Source organism: Streptomyces sp. C36 (assembly GCF_040932295.1).
GTDB lineage: Bacteria > Actinomycetota > Actinomycetes > Streptomycetales > Streptomycetaceae > Streptomyces > Streptomyces triculaminicus.
Genome location: NZ_JBFQGI010000006.1, coordinates 475,656 through 497,066 on the forward strand (window position 1 = coordinate 475,656; position 21,411 = coordinate 497,066).

At 74.3% G+C, this 21,411-nt stretch carries 10 protein-coding genes; 5 read left to right on the top strand and 5 right to left on the bottom strand.

What is annotated here, in order from left to right; genetic code table 11:
• Positions 1–72: 72 nt before the first annotated feature.
• Positions 73–1,014, top strand: coding sequence for an alpha/beta fold hydrolase (locus AB4K12_RS21180; RefSeq protein ID WP_368435675.1), 942 nt, complete (start codon positions 73–75; stop codon positions 1,012–1,014).
• Positions 1,015–1,072: 58 nt separating this feature from the next.
• On the opposite strand, the gene AB4K12_RS21185 is transcribed toward AB4K12_RS21180, so the two are convergent.
• Positions 1,073–1,996 (bottom strand): D-alanyl-D-alanine carboxypeptidase family protein, encoded by a 924-nt coding sequence (locus AB4K12_RS21185; RefSeq protein WP_368435676.1) that lies wholly within the window; start codon positions 1,994–1,996, stop codon positions 1,073–1,075.
• A 217-nt stretch (positions 1,997–2,213) separates the two neighbouring features.
• Positions 2,214–3,824: a phospholipase D-like domain-containing protein gene (locus tag AB4K12_RS21190; RefSeq protein WP_368435677.1), complete on the bottom strand. Its 1,611-nt coding sequence runs from the start codon at positions 3,822–3,824 to the stop codon at positions 2,214–2,216.
• A gap of 273 nt (positions 3,825–4,097) precedes the next feature.
• Here AB4K12_RS21190 and AB4K12_RS21195 point away from each other — a divergent pair, with 273 nt between their 5' ends.
• Together AB4K12_RS21195 and AB4K12_RS21200 are read left to right on the top strand one after the other, a co-directional pair.
• Positions 4,098–5,123: a tetratricopeptide repeat protein gene (locus AB4K12_RS21195; RefSeq protein ID WP_368435678.1), complete on the top strand. Its 1,026-nt coding sequence runs from the start codon at positions 4,098–4,100 to the stop codon at positions 5,121–5,123.
• Positions 5,120–6,178, top strand: coding sequence for a polyprenyl synthetase family protein (locus AB4K12_RS21200; RefSeq protein ID WP_368435679.1), 1,059 nt, complete (start codon positions 5,120–5,122; stop codon positions 6,176–6,178). The genes AB4K12_RS21195 and AB4K12_RS21200 overlap by 4 nt, the downstream gene beginning before the upstream one ends.
• Before the next feature lie 32 nt (positions 6,179–6,210).
• Here the strand turns inward: AB4K12_RS21200 and AB4K12_RS21205 are convergent, their stop codons facing one another.
• Complete coding sequence (locus AB4K12_RS21205) at positions 6,211–7,350, bottom strand: alpha/beta hydrolase (protein WP_368435680.1); 1,140 nt, start codon at positions 7,348–7,350, stop codon at positions 6,211–6,213.
• 165 nt (positions 7,351–7,515) lie between these two features.
• On the opposite strand from AB4K12_RS21205, the gene AB4K12_RS21210 reads away from it, so the two are divergent.
• Positions 7,516–8,082 carry a GNAT family N-acetyltransferase gene (locus tag AB4K12_RS21210; protein ID WP_368435681.1) on the top strand — a complete coding sequence of 189 codons (567 nt, stop codon included), beginning with the start codon at positions 7,516–7,518 and terminating at the stop codon, positions 8,080–8,082.
• A gap of 265 nt (positions 8,083–8,347) precedes the next feature.
• Positions 8,348–10,510, top strand: coding sequence for a PIG-L family deacetylase (locus AB4K12_RS21215; RefSeq protein WP_368435682.1), 2,163 nt, complete (start codon positions 8,348–8,350; stop codon positions 10,508–10,510).
• A gap of 53 nt (positions 10,511–10,563) precedes the next feature.
• Here AB4K12_RS21215 and AB4K12_RS21220 read toward each other — a convergent pair whose 3' ends face one another.
• Together AB4K12_RS21220 and AB4K12_RS21225 are read right to left on the bottom strand one after the other, a co-directional pair.
• Positions 10,564–11,322, bottom strand: coding sequence for a thioesterase II family protein (locus tag AB4K12_RS21220; protein ID WP_368435706.1), 759 nt, complete (start codon positions 11,320–11,322; stop codon positions 10,564–10,566).
• Positions 11,323–11,386: 64 nt separating this feature from the next.
• A complete protein-coding gene (locus AB4K12_RS21225; protein WP_368435683.1) occupies positions 11,387–21,376 on the bottom strand; it encodes a type I polyketide synthase in 9,990 nt (3,329 codons plus the stop codon).
• Positions 21,377–21,411 lie beyond the last annotated feature (35 nt).

Below are 21,411 nucleotides of genomic sequence, written 5' to 3' on the forward strand. Positions count from 1 at the left end.
TACGGGCAGTAACGTCCCACCGCCGCCCCTCGTTTCCTCTGGTGAAGCTCCCCCACGAAACGGAGACCGGCCGTGCCGACGCGTACCGCACTCTTGGAAGAGGTCATTCCGCTCACCCTCGACGGTTACGCCTACAGCGGCCGGGTCATCCATCAGCCGGACGCCAGAATGGCGCCCGTCGTCCTGGTCGGCGGCGCGTTCCAGCACCAGAACGCCTGGGGCCGGCTGGAGCAGGGCTTCCTGGAGTCGGCCACGGTCATCACCGTCGACCTGCCCGGCTGGGGCGACGCGGACCGGCTGCCCGCCCGGTACGGCTTCGACTTCCTCGCCGAGGCGCTGGACCAGCTGCTCTCCAAGGTGGCGCCGTCCCCGGTGAACGTCCTGGGCGGCTCGTACGGGAGCGCGGTGGCCTACCAGTGGGTGCGAGACCATCCCCGGCGAGCCGAACGGCTCGGGCTGGTGGGCACCATGTCCCATCTGGCCGACCACGTACGGGCCCGGGTGGAGCGCACGCTCGTCATGGCGGAGCAGGGACGGCGGGCGGAGTTCGTCGACTGCGTCATCGAGACGATGCTGTGCGTCTCACCGCTGGTCACGGTCTCCCGGCGGTCCGCGATCGCCCGGTGTCTGAGCCGCGCCCTGTACGACATGACGCCGGACGACCTCGCCAAGTACAAGGAGAACTCCCAGCGACTGCTGTCGTGTTCGCGGCTTCCCGGCGGCCCGTCCGTGCGCGTCCCGGCCCTGGTGACGACCGGTGAGCACGACCCGCTGAGCACACCCGCGCTGAGCCGGGAGGCGGCCACCCGGCTCGCGGACGCCCGGTTCACCACCTTCAAGGACGCCGACCATCTCGTCCACCTCGAGCGCCCGGCGGAGCTGGTGGACCTGATGACCCGCTTCTTCCGCGGCGATCCCCTCGCCGGCCTGGACTACTGCCACCCCGTCGAGCGCGTCCGGCACCGGGCCCCGATGGACACCCTGCCCTCGCCGCGCCCCTCCAACGAGCCCTGAGCCGGCGGTCCGCGCTCCCCCGCCCGGGGGGCGCACGGACCGTCGGCCCCTTCGGGGGTCAGTCCTCGTGGGCGCCCATGGGCAGCTCGCGGAGCTTGAGCGCGGTGCGTGAGCCGTAGGCGTAGTCGAGCATCCTCGCGGCGTCCGGGTAGCGGCCGGTGCGGTCGTCGAGCACGACCCCGACGACCGTACGGCCGGCGCGCCGGGCGGCGAAGACCAGGCAGGGGCCCGCCGCCCGGGTGGACCCGGTCTTGAGCCCGACGACTCCGTCGTACGACCCGAGCAGCTTGTTGGTGTTGTACCAGGTGTAGAGGCGGTTGACGTTGGCCGCCTTCTGCTGGGTGTTCATCGACTTCATCACGGTCGTGAGCGTGCCGTCGCCCAGGGCGTGCCGTGCGAGTTTCGCCAGGTCGCGCGGGGTGGAGTAATTGGTGCCGCGCGCGGAGATTCCGTCGAAGGAGTCGTAGTGGGTGTCGCGCATTCCCAGGGCGCGGGCCTTCTTGTTCATCTTCTCCACGAACGACGCGGTGCGCTCCTGCTCCGTCGCGCCGTCGCCGAAGGTGTCGGCGAGGGCGTAGGCGGCGTCGCAGCCGGACGGGAGCATCATCGCGTAGAGCAGCTGCCGCACGGTGAGTTCGTCGCCGGTGCGCAGGTCGGCCGTGCTGGCCTGGTTGCGCTGCACCCAGTCGCGGTAGGACTGCTTGACGGCGACCTGCTGGTGCAGCGCTCCCGCGTAGTCGTCGACCACGACCACGGCGGTCATGATCTTGGTGGTGCTGGCCATCTGCCGCCGGGTGTCGGCGGCCTTGCCCCACGGCTTTCCGTCCGGACCCCGGTCGAGGTACGCGCCCTTGGCGCCGATTCCCGTCGGGCCCCCCGCGGCCTGGGCGGTGGCCGGCGGGAGGGCGACCGCCACGGCGGCGGCCGACGCGGTCAGTGCCGCTCCCCAGCGGCGGACCACACTTCCCTCACATGGCTCCATTGAGTCTCCAGAATTCCTCGCTCGTCGGTTGAAGCGAGCGCATGCTTGCATCAAACGCCACACGGAAAGAAATTCTTTCACCAAGGAGTGAATACGATCGGATAATTCTCCGGTATTCGAACGAGAATGTCTGAACGAAAAGGGGAGTGCCCGCACCTGTGTGGCACGGGCACTCCCGGTCCGGCGTGGGGACGCCGGGCATCAGGTCGTCACAGGGTCAGCCGGTGCAGACCCCGCGCGCGTGGTCGACCGTGGCGGCCTGCTGCGAGTACGTCCATTCGGGGTCGAGCAGCTTGGCCTCCAACTGCTTGGCGGCCGCCGGGCTCTCCACGATGTAGCCGAAGTCCTGCAGCCACGAGGGGTAGAGGTTCTTGGAGCCGATGTAGAAGGCGGAGCTGTCCACGGACACCAGCTTGTGGTGCAGCGCGTACGGCTTGCCGTCGGCCCACTTCGCCCCCGGCGAGCTGCGGAAGGTGGCGAGCTGGAGGTTGGAGCACATCGCCGCCTTCGCCTTCTGCTGGTCGCCGGTGACCAGGGCGAGGCGGTTGCGCAGGGTGTCGCTGATCTCGGCGAGGGACTTGATCTGCGAGTAGCCGCCGCTGCCGACCGCGCCGCGGTTGGCGGGGTCGCTGACGACGATGCGGACCTTCACGCCGGCCGCCATCTTCGCGGCGAGCTGGTCGTAGAGGCGGATGTCGTAGCGGGCGATGGGCGGGCAGGTGGCGTTGAGGTCCTGCTGGGAGATCACGATGCTGCGCTCGGCGCTGCCGACGAGCGCGCGCAGGGCGCTCTCCTCGGGGTTGACCGTGTCGTAGTCGCGGTCGGCGTTGGTCTTGTCCGGCAGGCCCACGACGCACTTGGTGTCCGGAGCGGTCGGCAGCTTCGGGTCGAACGCCGAGGCGGCGTCACGGTCCTTGATGCCCACGCCCAGGCCGCCGACGGCGATCACCGGGACGTCGCCGGTGGGCGCGGAGGGGGTGGGGTTGGCGTCCTTGTGCATGGTGGGCATGCAGTCGCCGCCGGAGGAGACGAACCAGACGCTGGCGACGTTGCCCTTGTTCTGGCAGGTCCAGCTCCACAGCTGGTCCAGGTAGCGGCCGGCGGAGTGGGCGGCGGGGCCGGTCAGGGCGAGGTCGACGTCGGTCACCGGGTGGGTGGTGTCGACGTAGTCGTCCTTCCAGCTGTTGATGCCGCCGGTGATCGCCGACTCGCCGTCCACGACGAGCAGCTTGGAGTGGTTCCAGGAGAAGCTGGTCTTCGACGTCGTCATCGACGCGACGTTCAGCGTGATGCCGCCGGCGGCCTTGCCCAGGCGCGCCAGGAGGTCGTCGCGGTACTTCGAGGGCAGCACGTTCACGTGGTAGACGGGCGCGGCGCCGACGAGGACCCGTACGCGCGGCTTGTTACCGGCCTCGACCGAGGCCTTGAGGCCGGCGGCTATCGCCTCCTGGAAGGCGCCGTTCGGGAAGGGCGCGAGGGTGGAGATGTCGACCGTGCGCTTCGCCTTGGAGATGTTCTCCGTCATCTTCGCCAGCAGCCGCTTGGTGCCCGGGCGGTCCGCGCAGGTGTCGTCGCCCCAGCATCCGGGGCTCTGCAGCAGCCAGTCGGAGGCGTCGGCGGAGGAGGCGTCCAGCCTGTTGCCGCTGGTGCGCTGCCAGACGTCACCCTCGAGGCCCGGCGAGACCTGACGCAGCGTCTTCTCCACGGCGTCGAGGTGCGGGGTGGGCGACGGGCTCGCGAAGGCGGGGGCCGCGGGAAGGGCGGCGAGGACGACGGCCGAGATCGTCGCGCAGCGCGCCAGACGGGGTAAACGGCGGTGCCGGAGCAATGGTGCATCCTTAAACAAAGTAACGATTCCGCGAACAGCTGACCTACGTTCGGCGAACGCAAGATCAACGCGGAGAAGCTATCAGCTGTCCGGACACGTACATCTCACGTATGACATGTCCTTCGGCCACCAGTCCTCAGAGGTACACGGGACCACCTCAGGGACGGATTACGGGCCCGGGGTGTTGGCCATAGCTTCGTGATCAACGGTGGGAGACGGGCCGGACGGCGTGCCCGTCAGCCCTCGCCGCCCCGTCACGAAGAGAGGCACCACATGTACGGCAAGGCGTTCGCGCCCGAATATCGCGGCGCGCTCGGCGCGCTCTCGGTGAACTCTTCCCTGGAGGAGGTCCTGGACAAGGCCGTCGCACAGCGGCAGGAGGCCGAACGGGCCGGATCCGCGCTGGACGCGGCGCACGCGGGTCTCGCCGTGGCCGAGGCGAGCCGGCGGCTGGGCCGGATCGAGGAGGCCGAGCGGGCCTGGAAGGCGAGCTACCGCTCGGCACGGCGGGCCGGCGACCAGGGCGCGATGGCCTGGGCCGTGTGGAGCGGCGGCACCCTGGCCCGGCAGCGCGGCGACCTGGCCCTGGCCCGGCGGTGGCTGGCCATCGCCGCCGAACTCGCCAAACACGGCGGGGACGTCGTCGCCCGGGGCTACTCGCTGGCGGGACTGGCCGAGACCGGCCGCATCCAGGGCGACTACCAGGCGGTCGGCGAGCTGCACGAGAAGCTGCTGGCCGAGGCCAGGCGCCGGGGCGAGGCCCGGCACACGGTGTGGGCGCTCGAGGGCATCGCCCAGATGCACCGCAACACCGGCTCGTACGACACCGCCCTGGAGATGTTCGAGGAGGCGGCGGCGATAGCGGAGAAGGCCGACGACGCGCGCGGCCACGCCTGGGCCTTACGCGGCATAGCCGACGTGCTCTCCCTGCGGGGCGAGACCGGGCGCGCCCTGGAGCTGCTGGCGCGGGCCGAGCGCACCTGCCGCGAGATGCGGCTGGTGAGCGCCCTCGCCTACAACCACAAGATGCGCGGCAACGTCCTCTTCCGCGCGGGGCGTTACGAGGAGGCGCGCGAGACCTACGCCGGGGCCCTGGAGGAGTTCCGCGCCATGGGCGAGCCGCGGGGCACCGCGCTGGCCGGCCTGGGCCTGGTCAAGGCGCGGGCCCGCCTCGGGCGGGACACGGCGGAGACCGCCGCCGACCTCGACGAACTCGACCGCACGCTCGGCGGCCTGGGGCTGTTGCACGCCCGGGAGATGGTCACGAAGGCCCGCGCGGAGCTCGGGGTCTCCGCGTGACGCCCCGCACCGGCCTCGCACTGCCGGACACCGGCCCGCTCCAGGTCCTCGACCGCTGCCGGGAGCGGGTCGAGCCCGCCCTGCGCGCGGCCGTGGGAAGCCTGCACCCCTGGCCGCGGCGCATGGCCTCGTTCGCGCTGGGCTGGTGCGAGGCCGACGGCACGCCGGCCGCGGGCGGCGGCGGCAAGGGCGTCCGCCAGGCCCTGGCGGTGCTCGGCGGGCAGGCCGTGGGCGCCCCGGAGGAGGCGGTCGTCGCCGGGGCGGTCGCCGTGGAACTGGTGCACACCTTCTCGCTGGTGCACGACGACGTCATGGACGGCGACGAGCGGCGCCGGCACCGCGACAGCGCGTGGAAGGCGTTCGGCACCGGCCCGGCGGTCCTGGTGGGGGACGCGTTGTTCGCGCTGGCGGTCGAGACGCTGGCCCGGGCGGAGGGCGCGCACGGCGCGGCGGCGGTGCGCTGTCTGTCCGGCGTGCTGCGCGACCTGCTGCACGGTCAGGCCGACGACCTCCTCTTCGAGTCCCGGCCATGGGCGGGCCCTCAGGCGGTGCGGGTGGCGGAGTACGAGGCCATGGTGGCCGGCAAGACGGGGTCGCTGCTCGCCGGCGCGCTGGCGCTGGGGCCGGTGCTCGCCGACGCCTCGCCGCGGCGGGTGGACGCGCTGACGGAGGCGGGGCGGCATCTGGGCGCCGCCTTCCAGGCGGTGGACGACGTGCTGGGCATCTGGGGCGACCCGGAGGTCACCGGCAAGCCCGTGCACGGCGACCTGCGCCGGGGGAAGAAGACCCTGCCCGTGCTCGCGGCCCTGGCCGGGGCGGGCCCGGCCGCCCGCTCCCTGGAGGCGCTGCTCGGCTCCGGGGTCCCGCTGGACGCCGGAGCCGCTCGCCACGCGGCCGGGCTCGTCGAGGAGGCGGGCGGGCGGGACGCCGCCGAGGTCGCGGCCCGCCGCCACGCGGCGGCCGCCCGCCGGTGCCTCGCGGGCGGGACGTTCGCGCCGGAGGCGGTCGGTGAACTCGTCGCCCTCTCGGAGTTCCTGCTCGACCGGCGCCTCTGACGTCACGTCACGGCGCTTCCGACGCATGGGCGTCAGCGGACATCGGCGTACCGCCCGAGCGTGATCTCGGCGAAGTGCCGCAGCGACCGCGTGTCCGGCGCGAAGTAGGCGCTGTGCCCGTGCGCCCCGTCGGAGGGGACCGGGCGCGCCCCGAACTCCGCCGCCGTCGGGTCGCCGCCGTGGCCCAGGCCGAAGGCGCTGACGTTGGGGACGCGGCCTATCCAGTCGGCGCTGTTGCGGCGGGTCGCCCAGACCCGGGCGCCGGTGCGCAGGCCGGCGGCGGAGTCGGCGCGCATGCCGGGGCTGCCGAGGACGACGAGGTCGGCGGCCTCGGTGCCGTCGATGTCGTGGGCGGCCAGGCCGCAGACGACCGAACCGTAGCTGTGGCAGAAGACGGCGGGCGGCGTGGCGGCGGTGCCCAGAGCGGAGAGGCCGGCCAGCAGGCGCTCCAGGCGCGGCGCGCCGGCCTCGGCGAGGCGTCCGGTCGCGGCGTCGAGGCCGACGCCGACCGGTGTGGTGTAGCCGGCCCAGGCGATCACGGCGGTGGGGATGCCGGGGGCCTGCCGGGCCAGTTCGGCGCGCAGCGAGCGGGCCATTCCGGCGGGGGTGCCGTACCGGTCGTGGGTGCGGTCGAAGGAGGCGAGGTCGATGTCGGAGCCGGGGACGACGACCGCCGTGTGCCGGGCCGCCGTCCAGTCGCCGTACACCTCGGCGACCTGGCCGCGCCCGCGCGGGTCGAAGGCGAGGATCTGCCGTCCGGGCCCGAGCAGCCGCGTGTAGCGGTCGGCGAGGTCGCCGGCCCGGCGGCGCTCGGGCGCGCCGAGGGAGCGGTCGGCCGCCCGGGCACGCTCCCGGTCGCGCTCGGTGGTGAGGGCCAGGCGGTTGGCCTCGTAGCGCAGTGCCACGGGCGCGCCGTCGAGGTTGCCGACGACCAGCGGGTGACGGGACGCCAGTTCGTGCCGGCTCGCCTCGGGGAGGGCGGCGAAGAAGCGGGCGATGTCCTCGGGGGCGGCCTCGGGGTCGGGGAGGGAGTGGTCCGCGCGCCACGCGGCGGCGCCGGCCGGCGGGCCGGTCACGACGGTCTGCTCGCCGCCGACGGCCCAGCCGGCCGTGCCGGCCATGACGGTCGTGGCGACGGCCGCGGCGACCAGCGTGCGCTTGAAGCGGCGCATGTGTGAACTCCCTCGTAGGTGGTGACGAGGGAGAACGTAGGAAGGGGGTGGGTCGCCGGGCGTCAACCCGGGGAGCCAACCGGAGGGTGATACCGGGGTATGACGAGAGTGGCTCCCGGGGTCCCCGGGACGGCCGAGGCCGCCCGCCGCCCTTACGGTAGGCGGATGATCGCTGACTTCCATGCCCTCACTTCGGACATCGTGCTGCGCCCGGTGACCCTCGACGACGCGGCGGCCTTCGCCCGGGCGTACACGCGCAACCGGGACCACCTCAGGCCCTGGGAGCCGGGCCGGAGCGAGGCGTTCTTCACGGCCGAGGGCCAGGCGGCGCGGCTGGAGGACCTGTTGGCGCTGCGCGCGGCGGGGCGTGTGATGCCCTGGGTGCTGGCGGAGGACGGGGGGCGGGGCGAGATCGTGGGGCTGGTGAACCTCGCCAACATCGTGCACGGGGCGTGGCGCAGCACCAATCTCGGGTACTGGGTCGCGGCGGAGCACGCGGGCAAGGGCCTGGCCACCGCCGCGGTGACGGCGGCGTGCCGTGACGCCGACGAGCGGCTGGGGCTGCACCGGATCGAGGCCGGGACCGTCGTGGCCAACGCCGCCTCCCAGCGGGTGCTGGCCAAGTGCGGCTTCGAGCTGATCGGCACCGCGCGGAACTACCTGCACATCGACGGGGAGTGGCGGGACCACGTCCTTTACCACAAGATCCTCAACGACCGCGGACCGGCCTGAGCGGAGTGCCCGCACCCCTCGGCGGGCATCACCTCATGGAGCCGTCCGCAGACGGACCGTAGCGGCGCGAGGAGCTTCGCTCCACGTTGCCCAATCGCCTCAGAATCTATGCCTCGCCGTGGCATGGCTGTTACACAACAGCAGGGAAACAGGGGCTTGCGGATCATAGGATCGAACTCATGATCAGCGGGCGATTAGTGCTAATCGCCCTCTTTCCATTTCACGGCCGCGCTCACTTGGCGCAGGAGAAGAAGGAGACACCCCTGTGCCAGGGCGAATACCGCGTCGGCGCGTCCTCCAGGTCGCGGGCGGAGGCCTGGTCGTCGGAACGGGCGCGGTGGGCGCCTGGCAGTGGCTGGCTCCCGGCTCCGGGAAGAGCCGCCGGCCGGGGGAGTTCCCCGCACGGCCGGCGAAGGCCGCCACCAACGAGTCGTTCGTCCACATCATGGCGCACGCCGACGACTCGCTGTACTTCATGAACCCCGAGCTCGAGCAGTCCATACGCAGCGGCGCCCCGACCGTCACCGTCTGCATGACCGGCGGCGAGTCCGACGGCCGCAACGCGCTCGCCCGCAGCCCCGGCTACGCCAAACTCCCGGAGAAGCGGCCGGAGTTCGTCCGCGCCCGGATGAACGGCCTGCGCGAGGCGACCGCCCAGATGGCCACCGGCGACTGGCTCAGCCCGTGGACCGTGGAGACGCTGACGCTCCTGCCCGGCTTCGAGGTCGAACTGCAGACCCTCAAGGCCGCCCCGCAGGTCCAGCTGATCTTCATGGAGCTGATAGAGGCCCGCTTCATCAAGGCCCCCCGGCAGGAGAGCCTGAGGGGTCTGTGGCTCGGCGCCGCGCCCAGGCTCACCACGCTGGTGCCCGCCGCGAGCCCGGTCAAGCGGACCTTCCAGTACAACCGCCAGCAGGTGATCGACACGCTGACCGCCGTGCTGGAGCGCTACCAGCCGACGGTCGTGCGCACGCTCGACCCCAACCCCACGCACCTGCCCAAGGAACCCCACTACCCCAACACCCCGCCCGTCCTGCAGGGCATAGCCAAGTACGACCACCAGGACCACACGACCTCCGCCTACTTCGCGCAGGCCGCCCTGGCCCAGTACTGGGGGCGCAAGCACTCCCGGCCCACCGCCGTCGACACCTACGTCGGCTACGAGGTCGCCACGCTCCCCAACAGCCTGGACGCGGCCACCACCCGCCACAAGATAAAGATCCTCGACATCTACGGCTGGGCCGACGGCAAGGACTGCGGCGACCCGGCCGGCTGCGGCGACCGCAAGGTCGGCAACCGCTCGAAGGACACCCGCTGGTCCGACAACCTCCGCCACCGCGCCACCGGCACCCAGCGCTGGGTGCAGCCGCTGCCCGACGGCCGGCTCGCCGCCTTCGCGCTCCTCGACGGCCAGGTGCAGTGCTGGACCGAGACCCGGGCCGGCGGCGGCGTCTGGTCCAAGCCCGTCCCCGTGGACGGCGGCATGCTGGAGGGCCAGGTGCAGGCGCTGCGCCACGCGGACGGCACGCTGCAGCTGTTCTCCGTACGGACCGTGCTGCCCACCGCCGACCAGGCGCACCGGCGCGAGATCGTCACGACCCGGCAGACCGGCAGGACGCCCGGCGGCGCCCCGGCGTTCGGCCCGTGGGAGTCGCTGCGCTCGCCCGAGGAGGACCCCCAGCGGTCGATCGAGGTCGGCTACCCCGTCGCCGTCGCCGACAAGGACGGCATGGTCCACGTGCTCGTCAAGAACTGGGCGGGCGGCGTCAGCCTGTGCACCGGCGCCCACGGCAAGGACTGGTCGGAGTGGGAGCAGCTGCCCACCTCGGAGCAGCCGGTGAAGGCCGAGGACGGCCTGGACGCGGTGCTCGACGCCAAGGGCCGCCTTCATGTCGTGGCGGCCGACGTCAAGACCGTCCACCACTGGATGTCCGACGGCCCGGGCAGCCCGCTGAACATGGCCGAGCCGACGCGGCTGCCCGCCGCCACCGGACCGCTGTCGCTCGCCGCGCTGTCCGGCGGCGGCCTGCGCCTGGCCATGCGCCAGCCGGCCACCTCCCGTGTGCTGGTCTCCGACCGGCAGGACAACGGCGGCTGGCGGGTGACGTCGCAGTGCGAGCCGATCAGCGGCTACGGGCGGGTGGCGCTGGCCCAGGCCGGCAACGACACCGTGCTCGCCGCCCGGGACGGCAAGGGGCGTATCCGGCTGTCCGCCGGCTCCGGGCGTCCGGGCCCCTGGCTGGAGCAGGGCATACCGCACCGCGGCACCGCCGCCCTCGTCCAGGACTCCCGCGGCCGCAACGTCGCGGTGGTGCTCGGCATGGACGGCCGGCTGAGCAGCGTCCGCGGCAAGGGCTCGGGCGCGGCGGCCTTCGGGGACTGGGCCTCGCACGAGGGCAAGGTCCAGAGCGACCGGCAGGAGTCGTAGGCGCGACGCGCGTGGGCCCGCCCGGCTGATGCCGGGCGGGCCCACGCGCTCGCTCATGCCTGCCGCAGCCGGCCGGCTATCTCCTCGGTCACCGCCGCCTGGTGGTCGGCGAGGTAGAAGTGACCGCCGGGGTAGACCTTGAGCTCGAACGGGCCCTCGGTGTGGCGCTCCCACGCGGCGACCTCGTCGAGCGTCACCTTGGGGTCGGCGTCGCCGGTCATGGCCAGGACCGGGCAGCGCAGCGGCTCCCCCGGCTCGTAGACGTAGGTCTCGGCGGCCCGGTAGTCGGAGCGGATGGCGGGCAGAACCATCCGCAGCACCTCCTCGTCCTGGAGCAGTCCGGAGGCGGTGCCGGCGAGGCGGTCGACCTCGGCGACCAGGCCCCGGTCGTCGAGCAGGTGCACGGTCTCGCTGCGGTGCGTGGAGGGCGCCCGGCGGGCGGAGGCGAAGAGCCCGGCCGCGACGATGTCCTTCTCCCGTTCGAAGCGCCGGGCCACCTCGAAGGCCAGCGAGGCGCCCAGGCTGTGGCCCAGGAACGCCAGCGGGCGGTCCGCCCAGGGCAACAGCGCGGCGTAGACCCGGTCGGCGAGGTCGGGGATGCTGTCGATGAGCGGTTCGTTGCGCCGGTCCTGGCGGCCGGGGTACTGGACGCTGAGCACCTCGGCGAACGACGGCATCGCCTTGGACAGGGGGAAGAAGTAGCTCGCGGCGCCGCCGGCGTGCGGCAGGCACACCAGCCGCACCTCGCTGTCCGGGCGCGGGTGGAACCTGCGGATCCACAGGCCGTTGTCGTCACCCGAGAGGTTGTCGATCACAGTGGGGTCGTTCCTTCCAACACGGTCGTCTCGGCAGAAGTGCTAGGTGTCCCGACCTTCCTCAGGACGCGGTGCCCAGCTTCGCCACCCACTCGTCGACGGCCGCCGCGGTCGACTCGGCATGACGTTCCATCAGCGTGTAGTGGTTCCCCGGCACTTCGGTCACCGTATCGGCATGCTCCGGGGCGGCGGGGCGGTCGTCGGAGCTCGCCGCCTGATCCGCCATCCACTCCCCCGCCCTGACGACGAGCGTGGGAGCGGCGGCCGTCGGCGCGTCCCAGCCGTCGAAGACGCGGAGATAGCCGCCCATGGCGGTGAGCTGGGTGCCCGGCGAGGAGACGAAGTCGAAGCGCTCCGCCTGTTCCTGGGCCACCGCCGACTGGAAGCGGTCGCCCATGCCTTCCCGGCGGGTGAAGCTGTCCAGCATCACCACGCCCTCGACCGGCCGGCCCAGCCGCTCGAGGTGGCAGGCGACCGCGTGCGCGACCCAACCGCCGGAGGAGTAGCCGACCAGCACGACCGGTTCGTCGCCCACGCTCGCCGCGATCGCGGCGGCGTGCACCTCGAGCAGGGCGGCCACGTCCTCGGGCAGCGCCTCGTGCGGCGCGAAGCCGGGCTCGGGCAGCGCCCAGATGCTGCGACGCCCCGCGAACGCGGCCGCGAACCTGGCGTACTGGTGCACACCGGACGGCGCCATGTACGGGCCGAAGCAGACCAGGTGCGGGCCCTCCTCGCCGCGCGCCAGCCGCACGGGCGTGGGCAGGTGCGCCCCGGCGTCGGCGGCCGCGAAGACCGGCCGCAGCCGCGAGGCGCTCATGACCATGTCGATCCCCTCGGCGAGCCGGCCGACGGCGGCGGCGCGGCGGTAGAGGGTGACGAGGACGTCCTCCTCGGCCGGCGCGCCCCCTGCCTCCTGGTTGCCCTGCCGTTCGCCGAGCAGCGAGAGCAGGTGGGCGGCGACGGCGGCCGGCGTGGGGTGGTCGAAGACCAGGGTGCTCGGCGGCTTCAGCCCGGTGGCCCGGCCGACGCGCTTGCCCAGCTGGACGGCGGTCAGCGAGTCGAAGCCCAGCTCCAGGAAGACGTGCCGCTCCCCCACCGCGTCCTTGTCCGGGTGGCCGAGGACGGCGGCCGCCTCGGCGCGGACGAACTCCACGACCGCCGACAGGTGTTCCTCCTCCGGGAGGCCGGCCAGGCGGCGCACCAGCGGCGGTTCGGTTCCCTCCGCGGGCTCCTCCTCGGCGGCCAGTCGGGCGACCTCGGGGAGGTCGCCGATGAGCGGGCTGGGGCGGGCCATGGTGAAGCCGGGCACGAAGCGCGCCCAGTCGACGTCGGCGACGACGGCGGTCGTCTCGTCGCGTTCGACCGCGCGGCGCAGGGCGAGCACCGCGGCGTCGGGGCCCATCGGGTCCAGGCCGCGCAGCCGCAGGCGTTCCCCGGCCGCCGCGTCGACCATGCCGCCTCCGCCCCAGGCGCCCCAGGCGATGGAGGTGGCGGCGAGGCCGCGGGCGCGGCGGTCCTCGGCGAGGGCGTCCACGAAGGCGTTCGCGGCCGCGTAGGCGCCCTGGGCACCGCTGCCCCAGGCGGCGGCTCCCGAGGAGAAGAGGACGAAGGCGTCCAGCGCGCGGTCGCCCAGCAGCTCGTCCAGATGCGCCGCGCCGGCCGCCTTCGCGTCCATCACGGCGGCGAACTCCTCGACGGTGGTGTCGGCGAGCATGGCCGGCGTGCCGATGCCGGCGGCGTGCACCACGGCGGTCAGGGGCGGCAGGTCCTCGAGGGAGGCCAGGAGCGCGGCCACCGCGTCCCGGTCCGCGAGGTCGCAGGCGGCGACCGTCACCCCCGCCCCCAGCGCCTGGAGTTCCTCGCGCAGTTCGGCGACGCCCGCGGCCCCGGGGCCGCGGCGGCCGGCCAGCACCACGTGCTCGGCGCCGTCGGCGGCCAGCCGCCGGGCGACGTGACCGCCGATGTGGCCGGTGCCGCCGGTGACCAGGACGGTGCCGCGCGGCCGCCAGGGCCGCTCGCCGGACGCGGAGCCGCCGGGGGTGCGTACCAGGCGCCGGGCGTACGTTCCGGCGTCCCGCACCGCGACCTGGTCCTCGCCGCCCGTACCGAGGAGCCGGGCGGCCAGGCGCCGGGCGACGCGCCCGTCGGAGGCCCCCACCGTCCCCGGCAGGTCCACCAGGCCGCCCCAGCGCCCGGGGTGTTCCAGGGCCGCGACGCGCCCCAGCGCCCACACGGGCGCCTGCCGCACGGCGAGCGGGGCGTCGCCTGCCACGCCGGCCGACACCGCGCCCCGCGTGACGCACCACAGTGGCGCCTCCACGCCCGCGTCGCCGAGTGCCTGGATGAGCAGCAGCGACTGGGCCAGGCCGCGCGCGAGCGCCGGGTGGTCCGTGTGCGGGCGGTCGTCCAGCGCCAGCAGGGAGAGCACGCCGACCGGTTCGGAGCATGCCTCGCGTACGAGAGCCTCGAGCGCCCGCCGGTCCTCGGAGCCGTCCACCGTCAGCCGCACCACGTCGGCGCCGTGCGCGGTCAGCGAGTTCAGGGCGAGCGTGACGGCCGGGTCGTCCGCACGGTCGCGCGGCACCACGGCCAGCCAGGTGCCGGGCACGGCGGGCGGCGCCGTCTCGGGCAGGGGCTTCCAGGTGATCCGGTAGCGCCAGGCGTCGGCGGCCGACTCGTCACGGCGGCGCCGGTGCCAGGCGGACAGCGCGGGCAGCGCCGACCGCAGGGTGACGTCCTCGTCGACGTGCAGTCCCTCGGCGAGCGCCCGCAGGTCCTCGCGCTCGACCGCCTCCCAGAAGGCGGCGTCCACCACCGACGCCGCCGGAGCGGTCTCCTCCGGCGCCTCGAGCCAGTAACGCCGCCGCTGGAAGGGGTAGGTCGGCACGTCCACGGGGCGGACGTCCCAGCCGGCGAACACCGCCCGCCAGTCGACGGGCGCCCCATGCGCGTGGGCCTCGCCCAGGGAGGCGAGGAACCGCGGGACACCGCCGTCGCCGCGCCGCAGCGTCGGGACGACGGCACCGGGGACGTCGCCGTCCCCGTGGGCGTCGAGGGTGTCCTGCAGGCCGTACACCAGCACCGGGTGCGGGCTCATCTCCACGAAGACCCGGTGCCCGTCGGCCATCAGGTGCCGGGTGGCCTCCTCGAAGCGCACGGTCTCGCGCAGGTTGCGGTACCAGTACGCCACGTCGGGGGCGACGTCCAACGGGCCGCCGGTCACCGTGGAACAGAACGGCACCGCCGGCACCTTCGGGGCCAGGGGGCCCAGCGCCTCGGCGAACGCGTCGCGGACCGTCTCGACCTGGGCGCAGTGCGAGGGATAGTCCACCTGGATGCGCTTGGCCTTCACGCCCTGCGCCGCGCACTCGGCGAGCAGCTCGTCCAGCGCGTCGAGGTCGCCGGAGACGACCACCGCACGGGGCCCGTTGACGGCCGCCAGGCTCAGCCGCCCGTCCCAGCGCGCGAGCCGCCGGGCGGCGTCCGCCTCGGACTCCGGGAGCGAGGCCATGCCGCCCAGGCCCGCGAGCCGCGACACCAGGGCGCTGCGCCGGGCCACGACCCGGGCCGCGTCCTGGAGCGACAGCGCGCCGGCCACGCAGGCCGCCGCGATCTCGCCCTGCGAGTGGCCGACGACGGCCGCCGGCCGCACGCCGCACGCGCGCCACAGCTCGGCCAGCGACACCATCACCGCCCACAGCGCCGGCTGGACCACGTCGACCCGCTCCAGGCCGGGCGCTCCCGCCTCGCCGCGCAGCACGTCCTCCAGCGACCAGTCCACGTACGGGGCCAGCGCCTCGCCGCAAGCGGTGATCCACTCGCGGAACACCGCCGAGGAGTCGAGGAGTTCCACCGCCATCCCGGCCCATTGCGAGCCCTGCCCGGGGAAGACGAAGACCGGCCGGCGGGAGCCGGCGGCGGTGGCGCGCACCAGGTGCTCGTGCGCGTCGCCCGAGGCGAGGGCCTCGAGCGCGGCGGTCAGCCCGTCGCGGTCGGCGCCCACGACGACCGCACGCTCGTCGAAGGCCGTGCGGGTGGTGGCGAGGGCGTGGGCCACGTCCCGCGGCCGCGCGTCGGCGGACTCGCCCAGCAGCGCCGCGAGCCGGCCCGCCTGTTCCTCCAGCGCGGCGGGGGTGCGGGCGGAGAGGAGCAGCGGAACGGCCACCGGGTCGAACACCGGCCGCACGGGGTCGCCTTCGGCGGGCGCGGGCGGCTCGGGCGCCTCCTCGATGATGACGTGGGCGTTGGTGCCGCTCATGCCGAAGGAGGACACGCCGGCCCGCCGGGGGCGGCCGGCGTCCTCCCAGGCGACGGGGTCGGTGAGCAGCCGGACGGCTCCCGAGGCCCAGTCGACGTGCGGGGTCGGCTCGTCCACGTGCAGCGTCCTCGGCAGCGTCCGGTGCCGCAGGGCCTGCACCATCTTGATGATGCCTCCCGCACCGGCCGCCGCCTGGGTGTGACCGATGTTCGACTTGAGCGAGCCCAGCCACAGCGGGCGGCCGTCGGGCCGCTCCTGCCCGTACGTGGCCAGCAGCGCCGACGCCTCGATGGGGTCGCCCAGCGTCGTGCCCGTGCCGTGGGCCTCCACCGCGTCCACGTCCGCGGCCGTCAGCCCCGCGTTGGCCAGGGCCTGGCGGATGACGCGCTGCTGGGCGGGGCCGTTGGGGGCGGTCAGGCCGTTGCTGGCGCCGTCCTGGTTGATGGCCGAGCCGCGCACGACCGCGAGGACCCGGTGTCCCTTGCGGTGGGCGTCGGACAGCCGCTCCACGAGCAGCATGCCCACGCCCTCGCTCCAGCCGGTGCCGTCGGCGCCGGCCGAGAAGGCCTTGCAGCGGCCGTCGGCCGCCAGGCCCCGCTGCCGGCTGAACTCCACGAAGGCGCCGGAGCTCGACATGACCGTCACGCCGCCGGCCAGCGCCATCTCGCACTCGCCCTGCCGCAGCGCCTGGGCCGCCAGGTGCAGGGCGACCAGCGACGACGAGCACGCCGTGTCGACGGTGACGGCCGGGCCCTCGAGCCCGAGGGTGTAGGCGATGCGGCCGGAGACGACGCTGGCGGCGTTGCCGGTGCCGAGATAGCCCTCGACGCCGTCGGGGACCTGCAGGTTGCGCCGGATGTAGTCCTGGTAGCCGGAGCCGACGAACACGCCGACGGGCGTGGACCGTACGGCCGTCGGGTCGATGCCGGCCCGCTCGAACACCTCCCACGACGTCTCCAGCAGCAGCCGCTGCTGCGGGTCCATGGCCGAGGCCTCGCGCGGCGAGATGCCGAAGAAGGCGGCGTCGAAGTCGGGGAGGTCGTGCAGGAAGCCGCCCGCCCGTGCGTACGTGGTGCCGGGGTGGTCGGGGTCGGGGTGGTAGAGGGCGTCCAGGTCCCAGCCCCGGTTGCCGGGGAAGGGGGTCATCGCGTCGGCGCCCTCGGCCACGAGCCGCCACAGGTCCTCGGGGGACCGTACGTCGCCGGGGTAGCGGCAGCTCATCGCCACGATGGCGATGGGCTCGTCCTCGGCGGCGCGGGAGCCCGCGAGAGGACCGGACTCCGCGCCGGTGCCCAGCAGTTCGACCAGGAGCCGGCCGGCGAGGTCGATGGCCGAGGGGTAGTCGAAGACGACGGTGGTGGCCAGCGGGAGACCCGTGGCCCGCCCGAGCCGGTCGCGCAGCTCGACGGCGGTCAGCGAGTCGAAGCCCAGCTCGCGGAACGCCCGGCCCGGCTCGATCGCCTGCGGTCCGCTGTGCCCCAGCACGGTGGCCGCCTCGGTCCGTACGAGCTCCACCAGCATGCGGTCGCGTTCGGCGGCGTCGGCCCCGGCGAGCGTGCGGCACAGGGCGGCGGCAGCGCCGGAGGCCTCCCCGTCGTCGTGCCGGTCGCCCGCGGGCCGCGCGGCGGCCCGGACCTCGGGCAGGTCGGCGAGCAGCGGGCTGGACCGGCCGATGGTGAAGGTGGGCGCGAACCGTTCCCAGGCCACGTCGGCGACGGTCACCGCGGCCTCGTCCCGGCCCAGCGCCTCCGCGAGCGAGGAGATCGCGAACGCCGGGGTCATCGGGTTCAGGCCGCGGCGGCGCAGGGCGTCGGCGACCTCGGCGGAACCCGCCATGCCGGCCTCCGCCCACGGCCCCCAGGCCACGGCCGTCGCCGCGAGCCCCCGGGCGCGGCGGGCGGCGGCGAGGGCGTCGAGGCAGGCGTTGGCGCTGGAGTAGGCGGCCTGGCCGCCCGCGCCCCAGACGCCGGCGATCGAGGAGAACAGCACGAACGCGTCCAGCGGGCGGTCGCCCAGCAGCTCGTCCAGATGCGCGGCGCCCGCCGCCTTGGCCGCCACGACCTCGGCGAAGGCCTCGGGTGAGGTGCCAGGCAGCGGGCCCGGGGTGTCGACGCCGGCGGTGTGGAAGACGGCGGTCAGGTCCGGCAGCCCCTGGAGCAGTTCCGCGACCGCGTCCCGGTCCGAGACGTCGCACGGGAGGATCGTCACCCGCGCCCCGAGCTCCTCGAGTTCGGCGCGCAGTGCCGACGCGCCCTCGGCGGCGGGGCCGCGACGGCTGGTGAGGACGAGACGCTCGGCGCCTTCGGCGGCCAGCCACCGGGCCACGTGCCCGCCGAGGGCACCCGTGCCGCCCGTGACGAGGACGGTCCCCCGAGGGGAGAACGCGGGCCCGGCCGGAGCACTGTCCCGGTGCGCCAGGCGGCGGCCGAGGACGCCGGCCGGGCGGACGGCGAGCTGGTCCTCGTCGCCGTGGCCGCCCGTGAGGACGCCGGCCACCCGGGCCAGGGCCCGGGCGTCGAGGTCCTCCGGCAGGTCGACGAGCCCGCCCCAGCGCTGGGGAAGCTCCAGGGCGGCCACCCGGCCGAGCCCCCAGACTCCCGCCTGCGCGGGGACGGTCGGCGGGTCGGACTCGCCGGTGGCGACCGCGCCCCGGGTCAGGCACCACAGGGGCGCCTCGACGCCGGCGTCGCCGAGCGCCTGCACCAGGGTGAGGGTGGGGAGGACCGAGGGCTCGTCGTCCAGTGCGAGGAAGGAGACGACGCCACGAAGCCGGCCGTCGGCCTTGTGCTCCGCCGCCGTGCGCAGGCGGTTCGCGAGCGTGTCACGGTCCTCGGCGGGGTCGACGCTCAGGCTGAGCGTGTGGGCACCCCGCCCGGTCAGCTCCTCCTGAAGGGCGGAACCGTCCCGCGTGGCGCGGTCGTCCGGCGGGGTCAGCAGCAGCCACAGCCCCTCGGCGGTCGGCGGCCGGGGGCCTGCGTCGGCGAGCGGCCGCCAGGCGACCACGTACCGCGTGCCGTCGGCGCCGGAGCCGGGCGCGGGGGACGCCAGCCAGTACGGCCGACGCTGGAAGGCGTAGGTGGGCAGGTCGACGCGCCGGGCGCCGCGGCCGGCGAGGACGGCGTGCCAGTCCACGGCCGCACCATGGACGTGCAGCCCGGCGAGGGCCGTGGTCAGCGCCACGTCCTCGGGGCGGTCGGCGCGCAGGGCGGGAAGGGCCGCGGCCGGGGCGGCGGCGAGGACCGACCGGGCGAGCGCGGTCAGGACGCCGCCGGGGCCGATCTCGAGGAAGGCGGTCACACCTTCGGCCGCCAGCGCCTCGACGGCGTCGGCGAAGCGCACCGCCTGGCGGACGTGCCGTACCCAGTACTCGGGGTCGCACAACTCCTCGGCCGGGACGGGCCGACCGGTGAGCGTCGAGACGATCGGCAGCGCGGGGGCGGAGAAGGTGACGCCTTCCGCCACGGCCCGGAAGTCGGCGAGCATCGGGTCCATCAGCGGCGAGTGAAAGGCGTGCGAGACGGCCAGGGGCTTGGTCTTACGTCCCTGGGCGGCGAGCTTGGCGGCGATCTCGGTGACGGCCGCTTCCGCGCCGGACAGGACCACGGCCTGCGGACCGTTGACGGCCGCGATCCCCGCCTGGTCCTCGTAGCCGACCAGCAGCGGAAGGACCTCGTCCTCCGACGCCTGAACGGCGACCATCACGCCACCGGTGGGAAGCGCCTGCATCAGACGACCGCGAGCCGCTACGAGCGCGGCGGCGTCGGCCAGGGACAGCACCCCGGCGACGTGCGCGGCGGCCAGCTCACCGATCGAATGCCCGGCCAGGAAGTCGGGCCGCACGCCCCAGGACTCGAGGAGACGGAACAACGCCACCTCGACAGCGAACAAGGCAGGCTGCGTGAAACGGGTCTGGTTCAGCAGCCCGTCATCGTCACCGAAAGCGACCTCCCGCAGCGGATGCTCGAGATGCGCGTCCATGTGCGCGCCCACCGCATCAAAGGCATCAGCGAACACCGGGAACGCGGCATACAGCTCCCGCCCCATCCCCACCCGCTGACTCCCCTGCCCCGAGAACAGGAACGCCAGCTTGCCTTCCTTGCCGACGACGCCGTCCACCACGTTCGGGGCGGACGTGCCCTCGGCCAGCGCCCGGAGGCCGGCGGTGAGTTCGCCGGGGTCGGTGCCGACGACGACCGCGCGGTGTTCCATGGCCGCGCGGGTGGTGGCCAGCGAGTAGGCGACGTCGAGGGGCTCGACGTCGGTGTCGTCGGAGAGGCCGATGACGTGCGTGAGCAGCCGTTCCGCCTGCTCACGCAGGGCCGCCGCGCTGCGGGCCGAGACGATCCAGGGCACCGGTGCCCGCACCGCCCCTGCGCGCTCCGGCTCCGGGTCGGTGCCTGCCGCGGGGGCCTGTTCGATGATGGTGTGGGCGTTGGTGCCGCTCACGCCGAAGGACGAGACGGCCGCCCGGCGTGGGTGCCCGGTCTCAGGCCAGGGCACGCTCTCGGTCAGCAGGCGTACGGTGCCCGTCGACCAGTCGACGTGCGGCGAGGGCTCGTCGGCGTGCAGCGTCCTGGGCAGTACGCCGTGGCGTATCGCCTCGACCATCTTGATGATGCCGCCGACGCCGGCCGCCGCCTGCGTGTGCCCGATGTTCGACTTGAGCGAGCCCAGCCACAGCGGCTGCTCCTGCGGGCGTCCCTGCCCGTACGTGGCCAGCAGGGCCTGGGCCTCGATGGGGTCGCCCAGCGTCGTGCCCGTGCCGTGCGCCTCGACGACGTCGACGTCCGCCGGCGAGAGGCCGGCTCCGGCCAGGGCCTGCTGGATGACGCGTTGCTGGGCGGGGCCGTTGGGGGCGGTGAGGCCGTTGGAGGCGCCGTCCTGGTTGACGGCGCTGCCGCGTACGACGGCGAGGACCGGGTGGCCGTTGCGCCGCGCGTCGGACAGGCGCTCGACCAGCAGCATGCCGATGCCCTCGCCCCAGCCCGTGCCGTCGGCTTCGGCGGAGAAGGACTTGCAGCGGCCGTCGGCCGCGAGGCCCCGCTGGCGGCTGAACTCGGTGAACATGCCGGTGCTCGCCATGACGGCCGCGCCGCCGGCCAGGGCCATCGAGCACTCGCCCTGCCGCAGCGCCTGCACCGCCAGGTGCAGGGCGACCAGCGACGACGAGCAGGCCGTGTCCACGGTCAGCGCCGGGCCCTCGAGTCCGAAGGTGTAGGAGAGCCGGCCCGAGGCGACGCTGGGGGCGGTGCCGGTCAGCAGGAAGCCCTCGAGCTCCTCGAGGGTGTCGCTGCCGCCGGCGTAGCCCTGGTAGGCGAGGCCGACGAACACGCCGGTGCGCGAGCCCTTGACGGACGACGGGTCGATGCCGGCCCGTTCGAACGTCTCCCAGGCGACCTCGAGCAGCAGTCGCTGCTGCGGGTCGGTGGCGAGGGCCTCGCGCGGGGACATCCCGAAGAAGCCGGGGTCGAAGTCGCCGGCGTCGTGGAGGAATCCGCCGTGGCGCGTGTAGCACTTGCCGGGGGTGCCCGGGTCGGGGTCGTAGAGGCCCTCGAGGTCCCAGCCGCGGTCGGCGGGGAAGCCGGAGACGGCGTCGGCGCCGTCCTCGACCAGGCGCCACAGCGCCTCGGGGCTGTCGATCCGCCCGGGGTAGCGGCAGCTCATCGCCACGATGGCGATCGGCTCCTGGTCCTTGGCCTCGACTTCGTGCAACCGGCGCCGGGTCTGCTTGAGATCGGCCGTCACACGCTTGAGGTAGTCGAGCAGCTTCTGCTCGTTCTGCTCGTTCTGCATGTCTCGTTCACCCGCCATAGGAGTTCGTGAAGTCG

Bases quoted from the DNA above. Each gene is read 5' to 3' on its own strand.
- AB4K12_RS21225 (WP_368435683.1), bottom strand. From the start codon at position 21,376: ATGCAGAACGAGCAGAACGAGCAGAAGCTGCTCGACTACCTCAAGCGT.
- AB4K12_RS21210 (WP_368435681.1), top strand. From the start codon at position 7,516: ATGATCGCTGACTTCCATGCCCTCACTTCGGACATCGTGCTGCGCCCG.
- AB4K12_RS21195 (WP_368435678.1), top strand. From the start codon at position 4,098: ATGTACGGCAAGGCGTTCGCGCCCGAATATCGCGGCGCGCTCGGCGCG.
- AB4K12_RS21205 (WP_368435680.1), bottom strand. From the start codon at position 7,350: ATGCGCCGCTTCAAGCGCACGCTGGTCGCCGCGGCCGTCGCCACGACC.
- AB4K12_RS21185 (WP_368435676.1), bottom strand. From the start codon at position 1,996: ATGGAGCCATGTGAGGGAAGTGTGGTCCGCCGCTGGGGAGCGGCACTG.